13 protein-coding genes and 1 tRNA gene are annotated in these 18,854 nt (G+C 71.9%); 10 read left to right on the plus strand and 4 right to left on the minus strand.

The window, feature by feature from the left end:
• Window positions 1-89: 89 nt before the first annotated feature.
• From ACIBCM_RS17420 to ACIBCM_RS17435, 4 genes are read left to right on the plus strand one after another with little or no spacing between them, the layout of a single operon-like run.
• Window positions 90-1,706 carry a carboxyl transferase domain-containing protein gene (locus tag ACIBCM_RS17420; protein ID WP_399244013.1) on the plus strand — a complete coding sequence of 539 codons (1,617 nt, stop codon included), beginning with the start codon at window positions 90-92 and terminating at the stop codon, window positions 1,704-1,706.
• A 13-nt stretch (window positions 1,707-1,719) separates the two neighbouring features.
• Complete coding sequence (locus ACIBCM_RS17425; protein WP_399244015.1) at window positions 1,720-3,687, plus strand: biotin carboxylase N-terminal domain-containing protein; 1,968 nt, start codon at window positions 1,720-1,722, stop codon at window positions 3,685-3,687.
• Window positions 3,680-4,663, plus strand: coding sequence for a hydroxymethylglutaryl-CoA lyase (locus ACIBCM_RS17430; protein WP_399244017.1), 984 nt, complete (start codon window positions 3,680-3,682; stop codon window positions 4,661-4,663). Before ACIBCM_RS17425 ends, ACIBCM_RS17430 begins: the two co-directional genes overlap by 8 nt.
• Window positions 4,664-4,666: 3 nt before the next feature.
• Window positions 4,667-5,833, plus strand: coding sequence for an acyl-CoA dehydrogenase family protein (locus tag ACIBCM_RS17435; protein WP_399244019.1), 1,167 nt, complete (start codon window positions 4,667-4,669; stop codon window positions 5,831-5,833).
• Window positions 5,834-6,259: 426 nt separating this feature from the next.
• On the opposite strand, the gene ACIBCM_RS17440 is transcribed toward ACIBCM_RS17435, so the two are convergent.
• Entirely contained in the window at window positions 6,260-7,879 is a 1,620-nt protein-coding gene (locus ACIBCM_RS17440) for a beta-N-acetylhexosaminidase (RefSeq protein ID WP_399244022.1), read from the minus strand.
• Window positions 7,880-8,080: 201 nt separating this feature from the next.
• On the opposite strand from ACIBCM_RS17440, the gene ACIBCM_RS17445 reads away from it, so the two are divergent.
• The 3 genes from ACIBCM_RS17445 (at window position 8,081) to glmS (ending at window position 11,230) form a co-directional block, all read left to right on the plus strand.
• Window positions 8,081-8,989 (plus strand): DUF4429 domain-containing protein, encoded by a 909-nt coding sequence (locus tag ACIBCM_RS17445; RefSeq protein ID WP_399244024.1) that lies wholly within the window; start codon window positions 8,081-8,083, stop codon window positions 8,987-8,989.
• Between the two features lie 66 nt (window positions 8,990-9,055).
• Complete coding sequence (locus ACIBCM_RS17450) at window positions 9,056-9,358, plus strand: hypothetical protein (RefSeq protein ID WP_399244025.1); 303 nt, start codon at window positions 9,056-9,058, stop codon at window positions 9,356-9,358.
• 54 nt (window positions 9,359-9,412) lie between these two features.
• A complete protein-coding gene (gene glmS, locus ACIBCM_RS17455; protein ID WP_399244028.1) occupies window positions 9,413-11,230 on the plus strand; it encodes a glutamine--fructose-6-phosphate transaminase (isomerizing) in 1,818 nt (605 codons plus the stop codon).
• Window positions 11,231-11,414: 184 nt separating this feature from the next.
• On the opposite strand, the gene ACIBCM_RS17460 is transcribed toward glmS, so the two are convergent.
• Together ACIBCM_RS17460 and ACIBCM_RS17465 are read right to left on the minus strand one after the other, a co-directional pair.
• Window positions 11,415-11,984 carry a GPR1/FUN34/YaaH family transporter gene (locus tag ACIBCM_RS17460; RefSeq protein ID WP_399244030.1) on the minus strand — a complete coding sequence of 190 codons (570 nt, stop codon included), beginning with the start codon at window positions 11,982-11,984 and terminating at the stop codon, window positions 11,415-11,417.
• A 527-nt stretch (window positions 11,985-12,511) separates the two neighbouring features.
• Window positions 12,512-13,036, minus strand: coding sequence for a universal stress protein (locus ACIBCM_RS17465; protein ID WP_399244032.1), 525 nt, complete (start codon window positions 13,034-13,036; stop codon window positions 12,512-12,514).
• 1,370 nt (window positions 13,037-14,406) lie between these two features.
• On the opposite strand from ACIBCM_RS17465, the gene ACIBCM_RS17470 reads away from it, so the two are divergent.
• The 3 genes from ACIBCM_RS17470 (at window position 14,407) to ACIBCM_RS17480 (ending at window position 16,612) form a co-directional block, all read left to right on the plus strand.
• Window positions 14,407-15,612, plus strand: coding sequence for a helix-turn-helix domain-containing protein (locus tag ACIBCM_RS17470; RefSeq protein ID WP_399244035.1), 1,206 nt, complete (start codon window positions 14,407-14,409; stop codon window positions 15,610-15,612).
• A 9-nt stretch (window positions 15,613-15,621) separates the two neighbouring features.
• Window positions 15,622-16,224, plus strand: coding sequence for an oligoribonuclease (gene orn / locus ACIBCM_RS17475; protein ID WP_399244037.1), 603 nt, complete (start codon window positions 15,622-15,624; stop codon window positions 16,222-16,224).
• 315 nt (window positions 16,225-16,539) lie between these two features.
• Window positions 16,540-16,612, plus strand: a tRNA-His gene (locus tag ACIBCM_RS17480).
• Between the two features lie 482 nt (window positions 16,613-17,094).
• Here the strand turns inward: ACIBCM_RS17480 and ACIBCM_RS17485 are convergent.
• Window positions 17,095-18,597, minus strand: coding sequence for a cellulose binding domain-containing protein (locus ACIBCM_RS17485; protein ID WP_399244039.1), 1,503 nt, complete (start codon window positions 18,595-18,597; stop codon window positions 17,095-17,097).
• Between the last annotated feature and the right edge of the window lie 257 nt (window positions 18,598-18,854).

The following is an 18,854-nucleotide window of genomic DNA, read 5'->3' on the forward strand; positions in this document are numbered from 1 at the left end:
ATTCTAGACAACACTGTTAGCGGTCGTTAACCTATGGAGGGAGTTAACGTTCATTAACTGACGTTGTACGGGCAAGGGGGTTCGACTCGATGCAGCAGGCACCCGTGCTGACCAGTGCGGCAGACCCGGCGTCGGCGGCCTGGCAGGCCAATGAGGCCGCCCACCGGGAGCTGGCCGACGTGCTGCGCGCCAAGCTCGCCGCGGCCCGTCTCGGCGGGGGCGAGCGGGCCCGCGACCGGCACACCGCGCGGGGGAAGCTGCTGCCGCGCGAGAGGGTGGACACCCTGCTCGACCCCGGCTCGCCGTTCCTGGAGCTGGCTCCCCTCGCGGCCCACGGGATGTACGGCGACCAGGCCCCGGCGGCGGGTGTCATCGCGGGCATCGGCCGGGTCAGCGGGCGCGAGACCCTGATCGTCGCCAATGACGCGACTGTCAAGGGCGGCACGTACTACCCGATGACGGTCAAGAAGCATCTGCGCGCCCAGGAGATCGCCCTGGAGAACCGGCTGCCGTGCGTCTATCTGGTGGACTCGGGCGGCGCGTTCCTGCCGATGCAGGACGAGGTGTTCCCCGACCGCGAGCACTTCGGCCGGATCTTCTACAACCAGGCCCGGATGTCGGGCGCGGGCATCCCCCAGATCGCGGCCGTCCTCGGCTCCTGCACGGCGGGCGGCGCCTATGTGCCCGCGATGAGCGACGAGGCCGTGATCGTACGGAACCAGGGGACGATCTTCCTGGGCGGCCCGCCCCTGGTGAAGGCGGCGACCGGCGAGGTGGTCACCGCGGAGGAGCTGGGCGGCGGCGAGGTCCACTCCCGGATCTCGGGTGTCACCGACCATCTCGCCGAGGACGACGCCCACGCCCTGCGGATCGTGCGGAACATCGTGGCGACCCTGCCCCCGCGCGGACCGCTGCCCTGGTCGGTGGAGCCCTCCGAGGAGCCCAAGGCCGATCCCGCCGGGCTGTACGGGGTGGTGCCGGTCGACTCCCGTACGCCGTACGACGTGCGGGAGGTCATCGCCCGGATCGCGGACGCCTCGCGGTTCGCCGAGTTCAAGGCCGAGTTCGGGCAGACGCTGGTCACCGGCTTCGCCCGGATCCACGGCCACCCCGTCGGGATCGTCGCCAACAACGGCATCCTGTTCGCGGAGTCGGCCCAGAAGGGCGCCCACTTCATCGAGCTGTGCGACCAGCGCGGCATCCCGCTGCTGTTCCTCCAGAACATCTCCGGCTTCATGGTCGGCAAGGACTACGAGGCGGGCGGCATCGCCAAGCACGGGGCGAAGATGGTCACCGCGGTGGCCTGCACCCGTGTGCCCAAGCTGACGGTCGTCATCGGCGGTTCCTACGGCGCCGGGAACTACTCGATGTGCGGCCGCGCCTACTCCCCCCGCTTCCTGTGGATGTGGCCGAACGCCAAGATCTCGGTGATGGGCGGCGAGCAGGCCGCTTCCGTCCTGGCCACGGTCAAGCGCGACCAGCTGGAGGCCCGGGGAGAGAGCTGGTCCGCCGAGGACGAGGAGGCGTTCAAGGCCCCGATCCGCGGCCAGTACGAGCAGCAGGGCAGTGCGTACTACGCCACCGCCCGCCTCTGGGACGACGGAGTGATCGATCCGCTGGAGACCCGCCAGGTGCTGGGTCTGGCCCTGACCGCCTGTGCGGGCGCCCCCCTGGGCGACCCCGGCTTCGGCGTCTTCCGGATGTAAGGGACTTCACACCATGCCGATGTTCGACACAGTCCTGGTGGCCAACCGGGGTGAGATCGCGGTCCGGGTCATCCGTACGCTGCGGACGATGGGCATCCGCTCGGTCGCGGTCTTCAGCGACGCGGACGCCGACGCCCGGCATGTGCGGGAGGCGGACACCGCGGTCCGGATCGGTCCCCCGCCCGCCGCCGAGAGCTATCTGTCCGTGAAGAGCCTGCTGGACGCGGCCGTACGCACGGGCGCGCAGGCGATCCACCCCGGCTACGGCTTCCTCGCGGAGAACGCGGCGTTCGCGCTGGCGTGCGCCGACGCGGGCCTGACCTTCATCGGGCCGCCGGCCGGGGCGATCTCGCTGATGGGCGACAAGATCCGTGCCAAGGAGACGGTGAAGACGGCCGGCGTCCCGGTGGTGCCGGGCTCCTCCGGCTCCGGTCTGACGGACGGCCAGCTGGCGGACGCGGCCCGGGAGATCGGGATGCCGGTCCTGCTGAAGCCGTCGGCGGGCGGCGGCGGCAAGGGCATGCGCCTGACCCGGGTGGAGTCGGCCCTGCTGGAGGAGATCGCGGCGGCCCGCCGGGAGGCCCGTGCCTCCTTCGGCGACGACACCCTGCTGGTGGAGCGGTGGATCGACCGGCCCCGGCACATCGAGATCCAGGTGCTGGCCGACGCCCATGGCCGGGTGGTCCACCTCGGCGAGCGCGAGTGCTCGCTCCAGCGCCGCCACCAGAAGATCATCGAGGAGGCCCCGTCCGTCCTCCTCGACGATCAGACCCGCGCGGCGATGGGCGAGGCTGCCGTGCAGGCGGCCCGCTCCTGCGGCTATGTGGGCGCGGGGACGGTCGAGTTCATCGTCCCCGGCACCGACCCGTCCTCTTACTACTTCATGGAGATGAACACCCGCCTCCAGGTGGAGCACCCCGTCACCGAGCTGATCACGGGACTCGATCTGGTGGAGTGGCAGCTGCGGGTCGCCGCGGGCGAGCCCCTGCCGTACGAGCAGCGGGACATCACCCTCACCGGCCACGCGATAGAGGCACGGATCTGCGCCGAGGACCCCTCGCGCGGCTTTCTGCCCTCCGGCGGCACGGTCCTGTCCCTGTCCGAGCCCCAGGGCGACGGCGTGCGCACCGACTCGGGCCTGAGCGAGGGCACCGAGGTCTCCAGCCTCTACGACCCGATGCTGTCGAAGGTCATCGCGTACGGCCCCGACCGCCCCACCGCGCTGCGCAGACTGCGCGCGGCCCTCGCGGAGACGGTCACGCTGGGAGTCCCGACCAACGCGGGCTTCCTGCGCCGGCTGCTGGCCCATCCCGCGGTGGTCGAGGGCGCCCTGGACACCGGTCTGGTGGAGCGGGAGGCCGGCGGCCTGGTGCCGGACGGCGTCCCGGACGAGGTGTACGCGGCGGCGGCGGCCGTACGGAAGGCGCGGCTCGCGCCCCGGCCGGACGCGAACGGCTGGACGGACCCGTTCTCGGCGCCCAGCGGCTGGCGGCTCGGCGGCGATCCCCCGCCGCTGGTCTTCCCCCTGCGCGTCCCCGGCTTCGAGCCCGCGACGGCCCGGGTGCCGGAGTCCTCCCGGGTCACCGGGGACACGGTCACCGTCACGGCGGAGGGGATCACCCACACCTTCCGCCGCGCGGCCGACTGGCTGGCCCGTGACGGCGACTCCTGGCACGTACGGGACCACGACCCGGTCGCCGCTTCCCTCAGCGGCGCCGCCCACGCGGGCGCGGACACCCTCGCCGCGCCGATGCCCGGGACGGTCACGGTCGTCAAGGTGGCCGTCGGGGACGAGGTGGACGCGGGCCAGAGCCTGCTCGTCGTCGAGGCGATGAAGATGGAGCATGTGATCTCCGCGCCGCACGCCGGGACGGTCACCGAGCTGGATGTCGTCCCGGGCACCACGGTCGCCATGGACCAGCTGCTGGCCGTGGTCGCCCCGCACGGCACGGCGGAGGAAGCGGAGGCGGGCGATGAGTGACGCGGTGCGGGCCGGCGCGGCTGCGGGCGGCGGACCGGTCCCCGGCGGGCTGCCCATGGAGGTCCCGGCGCAGGATCTGCCGCCCCGGGTGCGCATCCACGAAGTGGGCCCGCGCGACGGTCTCCAGAACGAGAAGACGGTCGTCCCGACGGAGGTGAAGGCGGAGTTCGTGCGCCGTCTCGCCGGGGCGGGGCTGAGGACCGTCGAGGCGACGAGCTTCGTCCACCCCTCCTGGGTGCCGCAGCTCGCCGACGCCGGGGAACTGTTCCCGCAGCTCGTCGGCTTGGAGGGTGTGTCCCTCCCCGTCCTCGTACCGAACGAGCGGGGGCTGGACCGCGCGATGGCGCTCGGTGCCCGGTCGATCGCGGTGTTCGGCTCGGCCACCGAGACCTTCGCGCGCAAGAACCTCAACCGCACGGTCGAGGAGTCGCTCGCCATGTTCGAGCCGGTCGTCGCCCGTGCCAAGGACGACAAGATCCATGTGCGCGGCTATCTGTCGATGTGCTTCGGCGACCCCTGGGAGGGCCCGGTCCCGGTCCACCAGGTGGTCCGGGTCGCCCGCCGGCTGCGGGAGATGGGCTGTGACGAGCTGTCCCTCGGCGACACCATCGGCGTCGCCACCCCGGGCCATGTCCTCTCCCTGCTCGCCGAGCTGAACGAGGAGGGGGTGCCGACCTCGGCGCTGGCCGTGCACTTCCACGACACCTACGGCCAGGCCCTCGCCAACACCTTCGCCGCGCTGGAGCACGGCGTCACCACCGTGGACGCCTCCGCGGGCGGGCTCGGCGGCTGTCCGTACGCCAGGAGCGCCACCGGAAACCTCGCCACCGAAGACCTCGTGTGGATGCTTCACGGCCTCGGGATCGACACCGGGGTCGACCTCGGCCGGCTCACCGCCACCAGTGTGTGGATGGCCGGGCAGCTGGGCCGCCCCAGCCCCTCCCGCACCGTTCGCGCCCTCTCCCACAAGGAGTGACCCATGTCCCTGGACCACCGGCTCACACCCGAGCACGAGGAACTCCGCCGTACGGTCGAGCAGTTCGCGCACGAGGTGATCGCCCCGAAGATCGGTGATCTCTACGAGCGCCATGAGTTCCCGTACGAGATCGTCCGCGAGATGGGCCGTATGGGCCTGTTCGGGCTGCCGTTCCCCGAGGAGTACGGGGGCATGGGCGGCGACTATCTCGCCCTCGGCATCGCCCTGGAGGAGCTGGCGCGCGTCGACTCCTCCGTGGCGATCACCCTGGAGGCCGGGGTGTCGCTGGGCGCGATGCCCCTCTACCGCTTCGGGACCGAGGAGCAGAAGCGGGAGTGGCTGCCGAGGCTCTGCTCGGGCGAGCTGCTGGGCGCGTTCGGGCTGACCGAGCCGGACGGCGGCTCCGACGCGGGCGGCACGAAGACCACCGCGGTCCGGGACGAGGCCGCGGGCGAGTGGGTGATCAACGGCTCCAAGTGCTTCATCACCAACGCCGGCACGGACATCACGGGACTGGTGACGGTCACCGCCGTCACCGGCCGTACGGACGCGGGCAAGCCGCTGATCTCCTCGATCATCGTCCCCTCCGGCACCCCCGGGTTCACCGTCGCCCCCGCCTACTCCAAGGTCGGGTGGAACGCGTCGGACACCCGTGAGCTGGCCTTCGATGAGGTGCGTGTGCCGCTGGCGAACCTCCTGGGCGAGGAGGGCCGGGGGTACGCGCAGTTCCTCCGCATCCTCGACGAGGGCAGGATCGCCATCTCCGCGCTCGCCACGGGACTCGCGCAGGGCTGTGTGGACGAGTCGGTGAAGTACGCCAGGGAGCGGCATGCGTTCGGCCGCCCGATCGGTGACAACCAGGCGATCCAGTTCAAGATCGCGGACATGGAGATGCGGGCGCACATGGCCCGGGTCGGCTGGCGGGACGCGGCCTCCCGGCTGGTCCAGGGGGAGCCGTTCAAGAAGGAGGCGGCGCTGGCGAAGCTGTACTCGTCGACGGTCGCGGTGGACAACGCCCGCGAGGCCACCCAGATCCACGGCGGCTACGGCTTTATGAACGAGTACCCGGTGGCCCGGATGTGGCGCGATTCGAAGATCCTGGAGATCGGCGAGGGCACGAGCGAGGTGCAGCGCATGCTGATCGCCCGTGAGCTGGGGCTCACCGGCTGATCTCACCCTCCCCTTTCGGGGCCGCCGCCCGGTGCGGGGGGCGGCCCCGAGCGCTGTACGGGGTGCGCTCCGCCGCCTTGGGCGGCAGGGGCACTCGGGCAGGGCCGCCGCGCGGTGAGTACGGCGCCCGGGGCCGGGCCACGCGGCTCTTGGGGGCGTACGGGCCGGGCCGCCCGGGCGCCGGGCGCCTGACGCCCGTGCCCTGTAGCTCCGGCTCCGGCAAACGGCGGACCCCTTCCGGAATCACCGCCGTTGCCAGGCGTTCTCGGCACCGGGCGCCCCTCGGGCCACCCGTCTCCCGGCCCGGCCCGGCACGGCACGGCACGGCGCCGGGCCGGGCGGCGGCACTGGGCCGGGCAGCGAGGCCGGGCCGGGCGCCGGGCACACGAGCAGGGGCCGCCGGCGCACCCGCCCCGGGCCACCGCGCTACTCGGGCCAGTCGACCTTCGGGGAACGGTGGTAAACCACCCCCCGTGCCTCCAGCCTCGGCCCCTGCTCCGCGAGCCTCACCCGGTACTCCTCCCAGGAGCGGGCCCCCGACCACCCCTTCTCCGCCACTCCCAGCAGCCGCGGAAACGCCATCCACTCCAGCTGCGCGCTCGTCGTCAGGGTCTCCGACCACAGCGGAGCCTCGACGCCGAGGACCGCGTCCGCAGGGACACCCGCGTCCGCGAGGTACTCCGAGGGATCCCAGTCGTAGGACCGGTCGACCCCGACGAGGCCCGCCCACTTGAGCCCCAGCTGTGTCCCGGAGTCGTACTTCATATCGAGATAGGCGCGGTCCGCCGGGGAGAGGATCAGCCGCGCGCCCTTCTTCACCGCCGCCGCCACCTCCTCCCGCTCCCCCGGCTCCGTTCCGTCCGTACCCCAGTACTGGGCCACCGAGCCCTCGGCCATCTCCGAGCCCGCGATCTGGTGCCAGCCGACGACGGTCTTGCCGTGCCGGGCGACGGCGGCCTGCGCCTTCGCCATGAAGGCCGCGTAGTCCTCGGGGCTGGTGCTGTCCGCCTCGTCACCGCCGATATGCAGATACCGGCCGGGGGTGATCGCGGCGATCTCGCGGATCACATCGTCCACGAAGTCGTACGTCACGGGCTTGTCCACGCACAGGGAGCTGAAGCCGACGTCGACGCCGGTGTAGAGCGGCCGCGCCTCGCCGTCGCAGTTCAGCTCGGCGTAGGAGGCGAGCACGGCGGCCGTGTGGCCGGGCAGGTCGATCTCGGGGACCACCTCCATGTACCGGGAGGCCGCGTGGTCGACGATCTCCCGGTACTGGGCCTTGGTGTAGTGCCCGCCGGGACCGCCGCCGACCGAGGTGGAGCCGCCGACGGTCACGAGCGCGGGCCAGGAGTCCACGGCGATGCGCCAGCCCTGGTCGTCGGTGAGATGCAGATGGAACGTGTTGATCTTGTACACCGCGAGCTGGTCGATATAGCGCTTGACCTGGTCGACGGTGAAGAAGTGGCGGGCCACGTCGAGCATCGCGCCCCGGTAGGCGTACCGCGGGGTGTCGGTGATCGTACCGCCGGGGACGGTCCACGGCCCGGTCTGCAACGTGCGCCGCTCCACGGCGGCGGGCAGCAGCTGGCGCAGTGTCTGCACACCGTGGAAGAGACCGGCGGGTTCGCGCGCGGTGACCGCGAGGGTGCCCGCGGAGGACTCCAGCCGGTAGCCCTCCTCGCCGAGCGCTCTCTCGGAGGGCCGCAGCCGCAGCTGGACGCCGTCGGTGCCGGGCCCCGGTGTCACGGGCAGGGCGTAGCCGGTGGAGGGCCGCAGGATCCCCGCGAGGTACTCGCCGATCCGGCGCACCTCGGGCGAGTCGTCGACGCGGATCGCCGCCTTCGCACCGAGGGTGTACAGGGTGCCGCCGGGCTTCACGGACGCGGGCGCGGGCACGACGCGCCCCAGCGCGGGCACGGCGCCCGGTGCGGGGCCTCCGGAGCCCTGGCGGGAGCCGCCGCCGTCACCGGCGAAACAGCCCGCGCCAGCCCCGGCGACGAGGAGCAGGGCACCGAACAGTCGGGGGAACGTTCCCGGTGGTCTCACAGGCTGAGTCCCTTCGCAGCGCTTCACGGCCGCGGTACGCGGCGGTGGTGCCCACCCTGGGTATCGTGCCCGGCCCCCGCGTCAAGGTCTAGACCTTTGCGCGCTCCGGCCCGCCACGCGCCCGGAGCCCGCGTCCCCACCCCGGCGGCCTCCGGCCCCGGTTCTGCGGTTCCGCACACCCCTGAGTGAAACAATCGCCGCATGGCGGAAATCATCCAGAAGGACGGCACCTGGACCTTCGACGGCGACACCGTGCGGGTCGTCCCGGGCTCCGACAAGCATGTGAGCCTGCTGCGCAAGTCCCTCGGTGAACTGGCCGTCCCCCTGGAAGCCGTCGCCGGTGTCTCCTTCGAGCCGGGCAGAAAGTCCGGACGCCTCCGGCTGCGGCTGCGCAACGGCGCCGACCCCCTGCTCCAGATCACCGGCGGCAGGCTGCGGGACAGCTCCGACCCGTATCAGCTGACCGTGGAGAACGACCGCACCGGAGTCGCCGAGTACTTCGTCGACGAGGTCCGCAACGCCCTGCTGATCGAGCAGATCGCCGCCGACCCGGTCGGCCGCTATCTGCTGCCCGGCCCCACCCTGCCGATCAGCGCCACCGCGGGCGACGGGACCGTCGACTTCGACGGGGAGCAGATCCGGCTGTCGTGGAACTGGAAGACGGAGGAGTCCAAGTCGTCCGGCGGCACCCGCACGATCGACCTGGGGGACGTGGAGGCGGTCGAGTGGCAGCCGTCGGCCTCGCTGGAGAACGGGTATCTGCGGTTCATCGTCGCCAAGGGCCGGACCTCCGCCCCGCCCAAGTACGATCCGCACGCCATCGATCTCTGGGGCTTCCGCAAGGACCCCCTGATGGCCCTGGTCGCGGCGGCCGTCGTGGCCCGTATGCCGCACCCGTACGCCCCCGAGGACGAGCGGCCCGCCCTGTCGGCACCGGCGGCGCCCGCCGGGGAGACCCCGGAGCCCGCACCTCCGGCCGCCCCCGCCGACGGCAGCGATCATGACGCGATGCTGCGGCGGCTGCGCGAACTGGGCGAGCTGCACCGGGCGGGAATACTGACGGACGAGGAGTTCACCACCGCCAAGCAGGCGATTCTCAAGCGCTTGTGATGCGGACCTGCCCGGAATCGGGCAGGATTCTTGCATTCGGGGCGATCGGACCCCCAGTATCTACGGGTGCTCGAACATCGCCGGCCCGGTCGTCCGCCATCCTCAGCAGCACCGCACGACGACCTCGTCGACCACCTGGTCCGCAGTACCGCGCTCGCGCGCGGTGAGGCGGCCCGGGTCGTCCTCGACGTGCTGGCGTACTTCGACGAGAAGACGGAGGACTACGTCCGCCGCCGCCACCGCGAGCTGCGGTCCGGCGGTCTGGCGAACACCGAGATCTTCGAGCGGATCGCGGCCGAGCTGCCGCGCCGGGCGGTCGCACCGCCGGAGCTGTCGCTCCGCCAGCTGCGCCGCATCGTCTACGGCTGACAGGGCCGGCCGTGGCGCGGGCACCGTTCTCACCTATGGAGGGGTAACAACCTTATGTGCGGAATTGTCGGATACATCGGCAAGCGTGATGTGGCACCACTGCTGCTGGAGGGACTCCAGCGGCTGGAGTACCGGGGGTACGACTCCGCGGGCATCGTGATCACCAGCCCCAAGGCCGCGGGGCTGAAGATGGTCAAGGCCAAGGGCCGCGTCCGCGACCTGGAGGCCCGGGTCCCCAAGCGCTTCGCCGGCACCACCGGCATCGCCCACACCCGCTGGGCCACCCATGGCGCGCCCAGCGACGAGAACGCCCATCCCCACCTCTCCCCGGACAACCTGGTCGCGGTCGTCCACAACGGCATCATCGACAACGCCTCCGAGCTGCGTGCCCGGCTGGAGTCCGAGGGCGTCGTCTTCGCCTCCGAGACCGACACCGAGGTCCTCACCCATCTCATCGCCCGCTCCGCCGCCGAGTCGCTGGAGGAGAAGGTCCGCCACGCGCTGAAGGTCGTCGAGGGCACCTACGGCATCGCCGTGATGCACGCCGACTTCAGCGACCGCATCGTCGTCGCCCGCAACGGCTCGCCCGTCGTCCTCGGCATCGGCGAGAAGGAGATGTTCGTCGCCTCCGACGTCGCCGCGCTGGTCGCGCACACCCGCCAGATCGTCACCCTCGACGACGGCGAGATGGCCACCCTCAAGGCCGACGACTTCCGTACGTACACCACCGAGGGGTCCACGACGACCGCCACGCCCACCACCGTGGAGTGGGAGGCCGAGTCGTACGACATGGGCGGCCACGACACATATATGCACAAGGAGATCTCCGAGCAGGCCGAGGCGGTCGACCGGGTGCTGCGCGGCCGGATCGACGACCGCTTCTCCACGGTGCACCTCGGCGGGCTCAATCTGGACGCCCGCGAGGCCCGGGGCATCCGCCGGGTCAAGATCCTCGGCTGCGGCACCTCGTACCACGCCGGGCTCATCGGCGCGGGCCTGATCGAGTCGCTGGCCCGTATCCCCGCGGACGCCGAGCCCGCCTCCGAGTTCCGCTACCGCAACCCGGTCGTCGACCCCGACACCCTCTACGTCGCCGTGTCCCAGTCGGGTGAGACCTACGACGTCCTCGCCGCCGTCCAGGAGCTCAAGCGCAAGGGCGCCCGCGTCCTCGGCGTGGTCAACGTGGTCGGCTCCGCGATCGCCCGCGAGGCCGACGGCGGTACGTATGTCCACGCGGGCCCCGAGGTCTGCGTCGTCTCCACCAAGTGCTTCACCAACACGGTCGTCGCCTTCGCCCTGCTCGCGCTGCACCTGGGCCGGATCCGCGATCTGTCCGTCTCCGAGGGCAGGCGGATCATCGACGGTCTGCGCAGGCTGCCGGAGCAGATCACCGAGATCCTGGAGTCCGAGGACGAGATCAAGAAGCTGGCCGAGGAGTACGCGGGCGCGCAGTCGATGATGTTCATCGGCCGGGTCCGGGGCTACCCGGTGGCGCTGGAGGCCTCCCTCAAGCTCAAGGAGATCTCCTACATCCACGCCGAGGCGTACCCGGCGTCCGAGCTGAAGCACGGCCCGCTCGCCCTGATCGAGCCCGCCCTGCCGACGGTCGCGATCGTCCCCGACGACGACCTCCTGGAGAAGAACCGCGCCGCCCTGGAGGAGATCAAGGCCCGCAGCGGGCGCATCCTGGCGGTGGCCCACCGCGAACAGGAGAAGGCCGACCACACGATCGTCGTCCCGAAGAACGAGAACGAGCTGGACCCGATCCTGATGGGCATCCCGCTCCAGCTCTTCGCCTACCACACGGCCCTGGCCATGGGCCGGGACATCGACAAGCCCCGCAACCTCGCCAAGTCCGTCACGGTGGAGTAGCCGCACCTCGTACGCGGGCGCCCACAGGCCGGCGCCCGCGAGCGCACGGTCCCCGGGGGCGGAGTCACCCGGGCGGATTCACCGGAGACGGCGTCAAGCGTTCCCTCGCGCATCGCCAACCCGCGCGAGGGAACGCCCCTTTCGCCGACGCCTGCCTCAACCGTCCGCGCCGGCCTCGCACCGCTCAGCCCGTGGCCGTCACTCCCCGGCCGGCAGCGCGTCCCGAGAAGGTCGGCCACTTGGCGAGCGCGGCCGTCGCGCCGTACCACGCGGCCAGCCCCGCCACCGCCGCGACCCAGCCGCCCGCCTTCGCCAGCCCGCTGTTCTCCGCGAGCGAGGCGATGCCGACCAGGACGAGCGCGACCGTGAGCAGCCCGTACACCCCCTGGGTGAACAGACCGGCTCCCGAGGACGCGGCCGTGAGGGTCAGGGCGAGCAGCGCCCACACCAGCATGAAGAGCCCCGCGGCCTCCGCGGAGGCCCCGTCGCCGACACCGGTCCCCCAGGTGAACCAGAAGGCGCCGAGTCCGGCGAACGCCGTGCCCGAACCGGCGTCGCCCGCGCGGTACTCGAGCAGTCCGACGATGAACAGTGCGACACCGCCCACCCAGGTGGCGAGCGCTGCCGCGTCCGCCGCCGTGACGTTGTCGACGACACCGGTGGTACCGACGCCGAACGCCAGCAGCGTCAGACCGAGGGCGAGGTGACCGAGAGTTGAAGTAGTAGCGCTTCCCGCAGAGACGTCCTTGTCCACGGCGGGCTCCCTTCGTGTCCTGTGCAGTTGTCCGTGCAGTTGTGTACGCGCCTGTAATCGCGCCGCTGTGTACGCGCGGGCGCGCTGTGACCCAGCGAGCTTTATGTACCCTTCACAAGCACACAATTCACCTCTACGCCACGGTAGCTTTCCGTGCACACGACAGAAATTGACCCCGCGTCACCTGGGACGACCCGAGAGGGCGGCAGGGCGGTGCGCCCCGGGCGGGACCGTACACAGCCCCGGCGGTCCGCGCCTCCGAAGAGCGCCGTGGTGCACGCGCGATGAGCGGCGCCGACGCCGGGAGACGGAGCCCGCACGAGTCGCAGCAGGCGGAAGAGTCAGAGAAGGCGGTGAAGGCGGGGGAGGCACCCGCACCGGCCGGAGAGCCGGCGGGCGCCGGGGAGAGCCGGTACCGGAGGGCCCGCGCCGGAAGGATGGAGAGCCGGTCGGTGCCGACGGTGGCCGCTGCCGGGGAGAGAACCGATGGGGCCGGGAGAGATCCGGCACCGGGGAGAGAACCGGTGCTAGGGGATGACCACGACGGGCCGCTGTGCCCGGCGCGCCAGCCGACCCGCGACCGAGCCGAAGATACGGCCGACGATCCCGTGCGTGGAGCCGACGACGATCGCGTCGGCGGAGTACTCCCGCCCGACCTCCTCCAGCTCATGGCAGATGTCGCCGCCGCGCTCCACCAGGATCCAGGGCACCTCGGTCAGATAGTCCGCGCAGGCCAGCTCCAGCCCGAGGACCTCGGTGCGGTGGTCGGGCACATCGACGAAGACCGGCGGCTCGCACCCCGCCCAGACGGTGGTGGGCAGCCGGTTGGCGACATGGACGATGATCAGACCGGATCGGGAGCGCCGGGCCATGCCGATGGCATAGGCGAGCGCCCGTTCGCTGGAGGTCGATCCGTCGAAACCGACGACGACTCCGTGGCGGAACGCAGGGTCGCAGGAGTGGCGTGCTTCTTCCGCCGCTTGCAGATCCGACGACGTGGGGTCGGCTACCTGCTTGCGGTCCGCGGGTTCGGGGATTTCGTGACCGGCCATCGGTGTCTCGGCGAAGGAAGTCCTCAGTGGAGGGGAGAACAGGTGGACAGAACACATCGGAGCTATGTCCGGGAATCATCTTCCCTGGCCCATACCCGTAAGGGTACGGCGACACTCCTCCTCCTGCCCAGGGCCTGCCGCCCCATTCGGGCGTTCAAGGGAGCATGCCTGAGCCCGTCCCGTATGGCAATGCCACGTGGCGGCTACAGCCGCCCCAAGGGGGCCGTACGGCCGCTCACGGGCCGGGGACCTGCGCCGGGGCCGGGGACCGGTGGACGGTCCGGGGCCGTGAGGCGCGCGGAGAAGCCCGCGCGGTCCCCCGGGCCCGAGTCCTCCCGCCCGTCCGGCGGGAGCCGATGACGGGGGCCATGGCGTACGGAGCGGGCCCGGCGGCGACCGTATCGGCCACGCCCATGACCGTGGCACCGAGTGCCGCAGTGACCGGAAGACTGCGCTCCTCGCCGGCACCGCGATCATCCCGATCCGGCCCCGCCGCCCCCGGGGAAACCTCCGTCCCCCGCACCCGTCCACCCCGCCCGGTACCGCCGGCACCACCCCTCCCGGGCTTCCCGGGCCACCGGTCACGGAGCCGCCGCCCGTCCCCTCCTCCCCGCCCTCTCGTCCGGGCGGCGACCCCGGCCCACTCCACGGAGCGCCGTCGCCCGCCGGGCCGGGTTCGGCTGCCCGCGCCGCCCGGCCGGCCGCCGTCAGGGCCGAGCGCCCGGAACGCGTACGGCCGGCCCGCGCGACCGGGGCGGCATACGGACACGGCCCCGGCGAGCGCCCCTCCGGCAACGGACGTGGCGGACGGGACCCGAGGGCCGGACGGGGTGGGTGGTGCCGCCGCCGGGAAGGGACGGGGAAGTCGGCGTACGCGGGACTGCCGGAGAGGGCGGCCCCGCCCGGCGCGAACGCCGCGCACGGGCGGCTCAGGGGGCGCATGGAGGCGGTCGTCACAGCGAGGTTCGTGCTTCCGGAGACTGACCCGTTCGAGCGCTCGCACCCGTATAATTTCAGCCAACTTCGCGCTACCGCCCCTCCCTTGGGGAAATGGCGCGGCAACACCCTTGTCACCAGGCAGGAAAGGGTCTCCCCGCTCTGACGCACCCTACGGGGACGGGCCATGCGCGCATTGCGCACTTCCCTGCGGGGCTTGCAGATGGAACGCTTCGTGATCGAATGCTTCGCGCCAAGTTCCCATGCAGACATAGCGGGGCATGCCGAACTTGTCACGTCGGCGCCACGGGACACAGTAGATTCGATCTTGAGTATCGACGGCTCGGGACTCGTGCAACACCGAGGGGAAAAGTGCAGGAGCGAAAGGCCCGAAACGAACGGGGAGACGCGAACACCGAGGGGGGCTTAGCGTCATGAGTCAGGACTCCGCCGCACCGGAGGTAGCACGAAAGCTCTCCGGGCGCCGGCGCCGGGAAGTCGTCGCGGTACTGCTGTTCAGCGGCGGCCCCATCTTTGAGAGTTCCATACCGCTTTCGGTGTTCGGAATCGACCGCCAGGACGCCGGAGTCCCCCGCTACCGATTGCTCGTCTGCGCAGGCGAGGACGGACCGCTGAGGACCACCGGCGGGCTCGAACTCACCGCGCCGTACGGACTGGAGGCCATCGGCCGGGCGGGCACGGTCGTCGTGCCGGCATGGCGGTCGATCACCTCACCGCCGCCGCCCGAGGCCCTTGAGGCCCTGCGCCGCGCGCATGAGGAAGGCGCCCGGATAGTGGGACTGTGCACGGGAGCGTTCGTACTCGCCGCGGCCGGTCTGCTGGACGGCCGCCCCGCGACGACGCACTGGATGTACGCGCCGACGCTGGCCAAGCGGTACCCGTCCGTCCATGTCGATCCGCGCGAGCTGTTCGTCGACGACGGCGATGTGCTCACGTCCGCGGGTACGGCGGCCGGAATCGACCTCTGTTTGCATATCGTGCGCACCGACCACGGCACCGAGGCCGCCGGAGCGCTCGCCCGCAGACTGGTCGTACCGCCCCGGCGCAGTGGCGGCCAGGAGCGCTATCTGGACAGGTCTTTACCTGAGGAAATCGGGTCGGACCCGCTGGCCGAGGTCGTCTCGTGGGCGCTGGAGCATCTCCATGAGCAGTTCGATGTGGAGACCCTGGCGGCACGGGCGTACATGAGCCGGCGCACGTTCGACCGGCGATTCCGTTCTCTGACCGGCAGCGCGCCGCTCCAGTGGCTGATCACCCAGCGGGTGCTCCAGGCACAGCGGCTGCTCGAAACCTCCGACTACTCGGTCGACGAGGTCGCGGGCCGCTGCGGATTCCGCTCCCCGGTGGCCCTGCGCGGTCACTTCCGGCGGCAGCTGGGTTCGTCCCCGGCGGCCTACCGGGCCGCCTACCGGGTACGGCGTCCGCAGGGCGACACCTCGCCGCCGTCGGTGGTGGAGTCGGTCGTACCGGCTCAGGCCAGACGCACGGCCGCCACGGCCGGGGCACACGGTCACCACAGCGGTCCGGGTGCTCCCCCGGAGCTGGGAAAGCCCCCGCCGGGGGCCTACGCGGCAGGTCACGGGCGTCCCAGCCTGCCCGGGCAGCGGAGTGCACCATAAAGTAGTCGCATGAACGATCGTATGGTGTGGATCGACTGCGAGATGACCGGGCTCTCGCTGACGGAGGACGCACTCATCGAGGTGGCCGCCCTGGTCACCGACTCGGAACTGAATGTGCTCGGCGACGGGGTGGACATCGTGATCCGTCCCCCCGCCGCCGCGCTGGAAACGATGCCCGAGGTGGTGCGGGAGATGCACACCGCCTCGGGCCTTCTCGACGAGCTGGCGGGCGGCGCCACGCTGGCCGAGGCCGAGGAGCAGGTCCTCGCCTATGTCCGCGAGCATGTGAAAGAGCCCCGCAAGGCCCCGCTGTGCGGGAACTCCGTCGGCACCGACCGCGGCTTCCTGGCGCGTGACATGGCCGCCCTGGAGCAGTACCTCCACTACCGGATCGTCGATGTGTCCTCGGTCAAGGAACTGGCCCGCCGCTGGTACCCGAGGGCGTACTTCAACAGTCCGGAGAAGAGCGGGAACCACCGGGCGCTGGCGGACATCAGGGAGTCCATCGCGGAGCTGCGCTACTACCGCGAGGCGGTCTTCGTACCGCAGCCCGGCCCCGACTCGGACACGGCGAAGGCGATCGCGGCGAAGCACGTCGTGCCCGCGAGCTGAGCCCGGGCGCCGACCGGATCCGCGCCCACCCGTGTTGGCCCCCGCCCGCGCCCACGTGTTCCGCCCCGCCCGTGCCTGCCGGGCCCGCGCCGTGCGTACGGGCTCCGGTCCGGCCGTCTCCCCCGGTGGCCCGGGAAGGCGCTCCCGGCCGCGGAGAGAGTCCCCCGGCGGCCTACGGAGGCGGTCCGGTCCCCCGGGGCAACGGACCGCGCGGGCGCCCGGAACGGGGTGCCTCACCGGGGCGATAACCCTGGCGCGAGCACCCGCCCGAACCCTGTACACTTTTTCTCGGCCGGTCGGAAGCGACCGGTCATGGTGGGTGTAGCTCAGCTGGTAGAGCACCTGGTTGTGGTCCAGGATGCCGCGGGTTCGAGTCCCGTCACTCACCCTGATGGACCAAGGGCCCCGGTCGGAAGACCGGGGTCCTTGGCGCTTCCCCGGCGAGGGCCGGCCGCGCCGGACAGACCCGTGTCCGCCACCACCCCGTCCACGTCTCCGCACACTCCCCGCCCTCAGGGGAAGCCGGGGGACCGGGAACACGAACCGTAACCGCGTACTGACCGGCGGACCGGATGGCGGCCGGGCGGTGCGGTGACGCCGGCCGTGGCAGGGCATGGGAGGGCGTGCCGGCCGGGCGACGGGCAGCGGAGGCAGAGAGGACAGCCACAACGGCCGACGGACGGCACAGGAGCACGGGCACCCGGCGGCGGCTGGGGGCGGCGGCACGGATGTCCGCCGGGCACAGGGGCGCGCGCCCCGGCCGGTCGTGGGGGGGGTGTACCGGCCGGAGCGCGCGGGTGGGGGGTGGGAGAGATGGTTTCGGGGAATCCGTCCGCGAGTGCGGGCCGGGCGGATCCAGGGGCGGTGCGGCTAGTGGTAGGCGGCGAGCGCCCTGGTGAAGGCCAGTGGCTCCTGGAAGATCGAACTGCAGGTCGCGTCGGCGGACCGCCGCTCCCCGCCGGGGCACTGCCGGTCCCGCGCCAGGGACCACATGGACAGCCAGGCGAGGTTCTTCGCCCGTGCGAAGGCCGCCAGTTCCTTGGCGTCCTCGACGGTGAAGATCTCGGTCACGACGTCGTTGATGCCGATCATGGGGGTGACGGCGATCTTGCTCCACGTCTTCTCGTCGGAGAGCCCGAGCAGTTCCTTCAGCTGTGCGTGGGTCGTGGTCGCCGCCTTGATCGCGTACTGGCCCATGTCACCGCCGTGGTGGGAGCCGTAGTCCATCGCCATGATGTTGATCGCGGAGATGTCGACCCCCGTCTTCCGAGCGTCGGCCACCAGGTCCATGGCGGGCCGGTTCAGGCCCTCCGGGTTGACGGGCACGGTGAAGGAGATCTCCAGGCCGGGGTGGGACTTCTGGAGCCGGGCCAGCGCCCGCGAGCGGCGGTTGTTGGCGGCGTCCTTCGACAGGGACTTGCCCTCGACGTCGAAGTCGATCCTGGTGAGCTTGTAGGCGTCGATGACCTTGCCGTAGGCCCGCACCAGCTCGTCGACCGAGAAGCAGGTCACGGCCAGCTCCTTGCCCGCCGCGCCGCCGAAGGAGACGCGGACGTCCCCGCCCCTGGCGCGCAGGGCGCCGATCTGGCGGGCGACCCGGTTGTCGGCGAGTCCGACCCGGCCGCCCCACAGGGGGTTGCAGCCGCCGTCGGACCTGATGAAGGCGAGGTTGAAGTCCTTGACGCCCGTCCTGTCCGCCGTGTCGAGCAGGTCCTGCGAGGGGAGGAGGGAGGCGTCGACGAACGGCGAGAAGCGGCCGGTGCCGGACTCGGGGGCGGCGCCGGGGTTCCGGGCCGGCGGGGTGGTACCGCTCCCGGTGGGGGTGGAGGTCCGGGGGGCCGCCGGTGTGGAGGGGGCGGCCGGGGCCGGGTCCTTGGCCGCCGGCTGCTCGGCGGGGCCGGCGGGGGGCTGCGCGGTGGGTGTCCGGTCCATCGTGCAGCGCGTCTCGTTGATCACACAGGAGGTGGGGTCGGCGGGCGTGGCGGTACCGCCCGCCGTGGCAACGAAGCCGACGGTGACCGACGCCCCGGGGGCGAGCGGCCGGTCGGTGTCCGCGGGCTTCACGGTGACGCGCCGGCCCTCGACGGTGTGCTCGCCGTTCCAGAGCGTGCCGATGGTGGTGCCCTCGGGAAGGTCGAACTCCAGCGTCCAGTCCGTCCGGGTGGCGACGGTGGCGTTGGTGACGACGTACTGGCCGGTGTAGCCGTCGGCCCAGGCGCTGGTCCTGGTGTAGGTGGCGGCGAGGGACGAGGCCTGCGCGGTGTCCGTGAGGGCGAGGGCGGCACCGGCGACGACCGCGGCCGCGGCCGCGGCGATCGAACTGATCACCATGGCCCTGCCGCTCGCCCTGCGCTGGTGCGCGGTGCTGCCCATCGCCTGCCTGCCTCTGTCGTACGGGGGTGTGGGTCGTACGGGTCGTGACTCGGGTCGTACGGGTCGTGCGTGGGGTCGTACGGGACGTGCGGGTCGTGCGTGGGGGGTGCGGGTCGTGCGTAGGTCGTACGGATCCTGCGTGGGGGTGCGGACAGCACGCTAGCGAGCCCGGCGCGGACAAATGCCGTCTCCGGGAAAGTGGTTGAGCCTTTTAGGACGCTCTTAAGGACCGCATCGGGGCCGATTAATCCAGCGGG

It is taken from the genome of Streptomyces sp. NPDC051018 (genome assembly GCF_044456085.1).
In the GTDB taxonomy this organism is placed as follows: domain Bacteria; phylum Actinomycetota; class Actinomycetes; order Streptomycetales; family Streptomycetaceae; genus Streptomyces.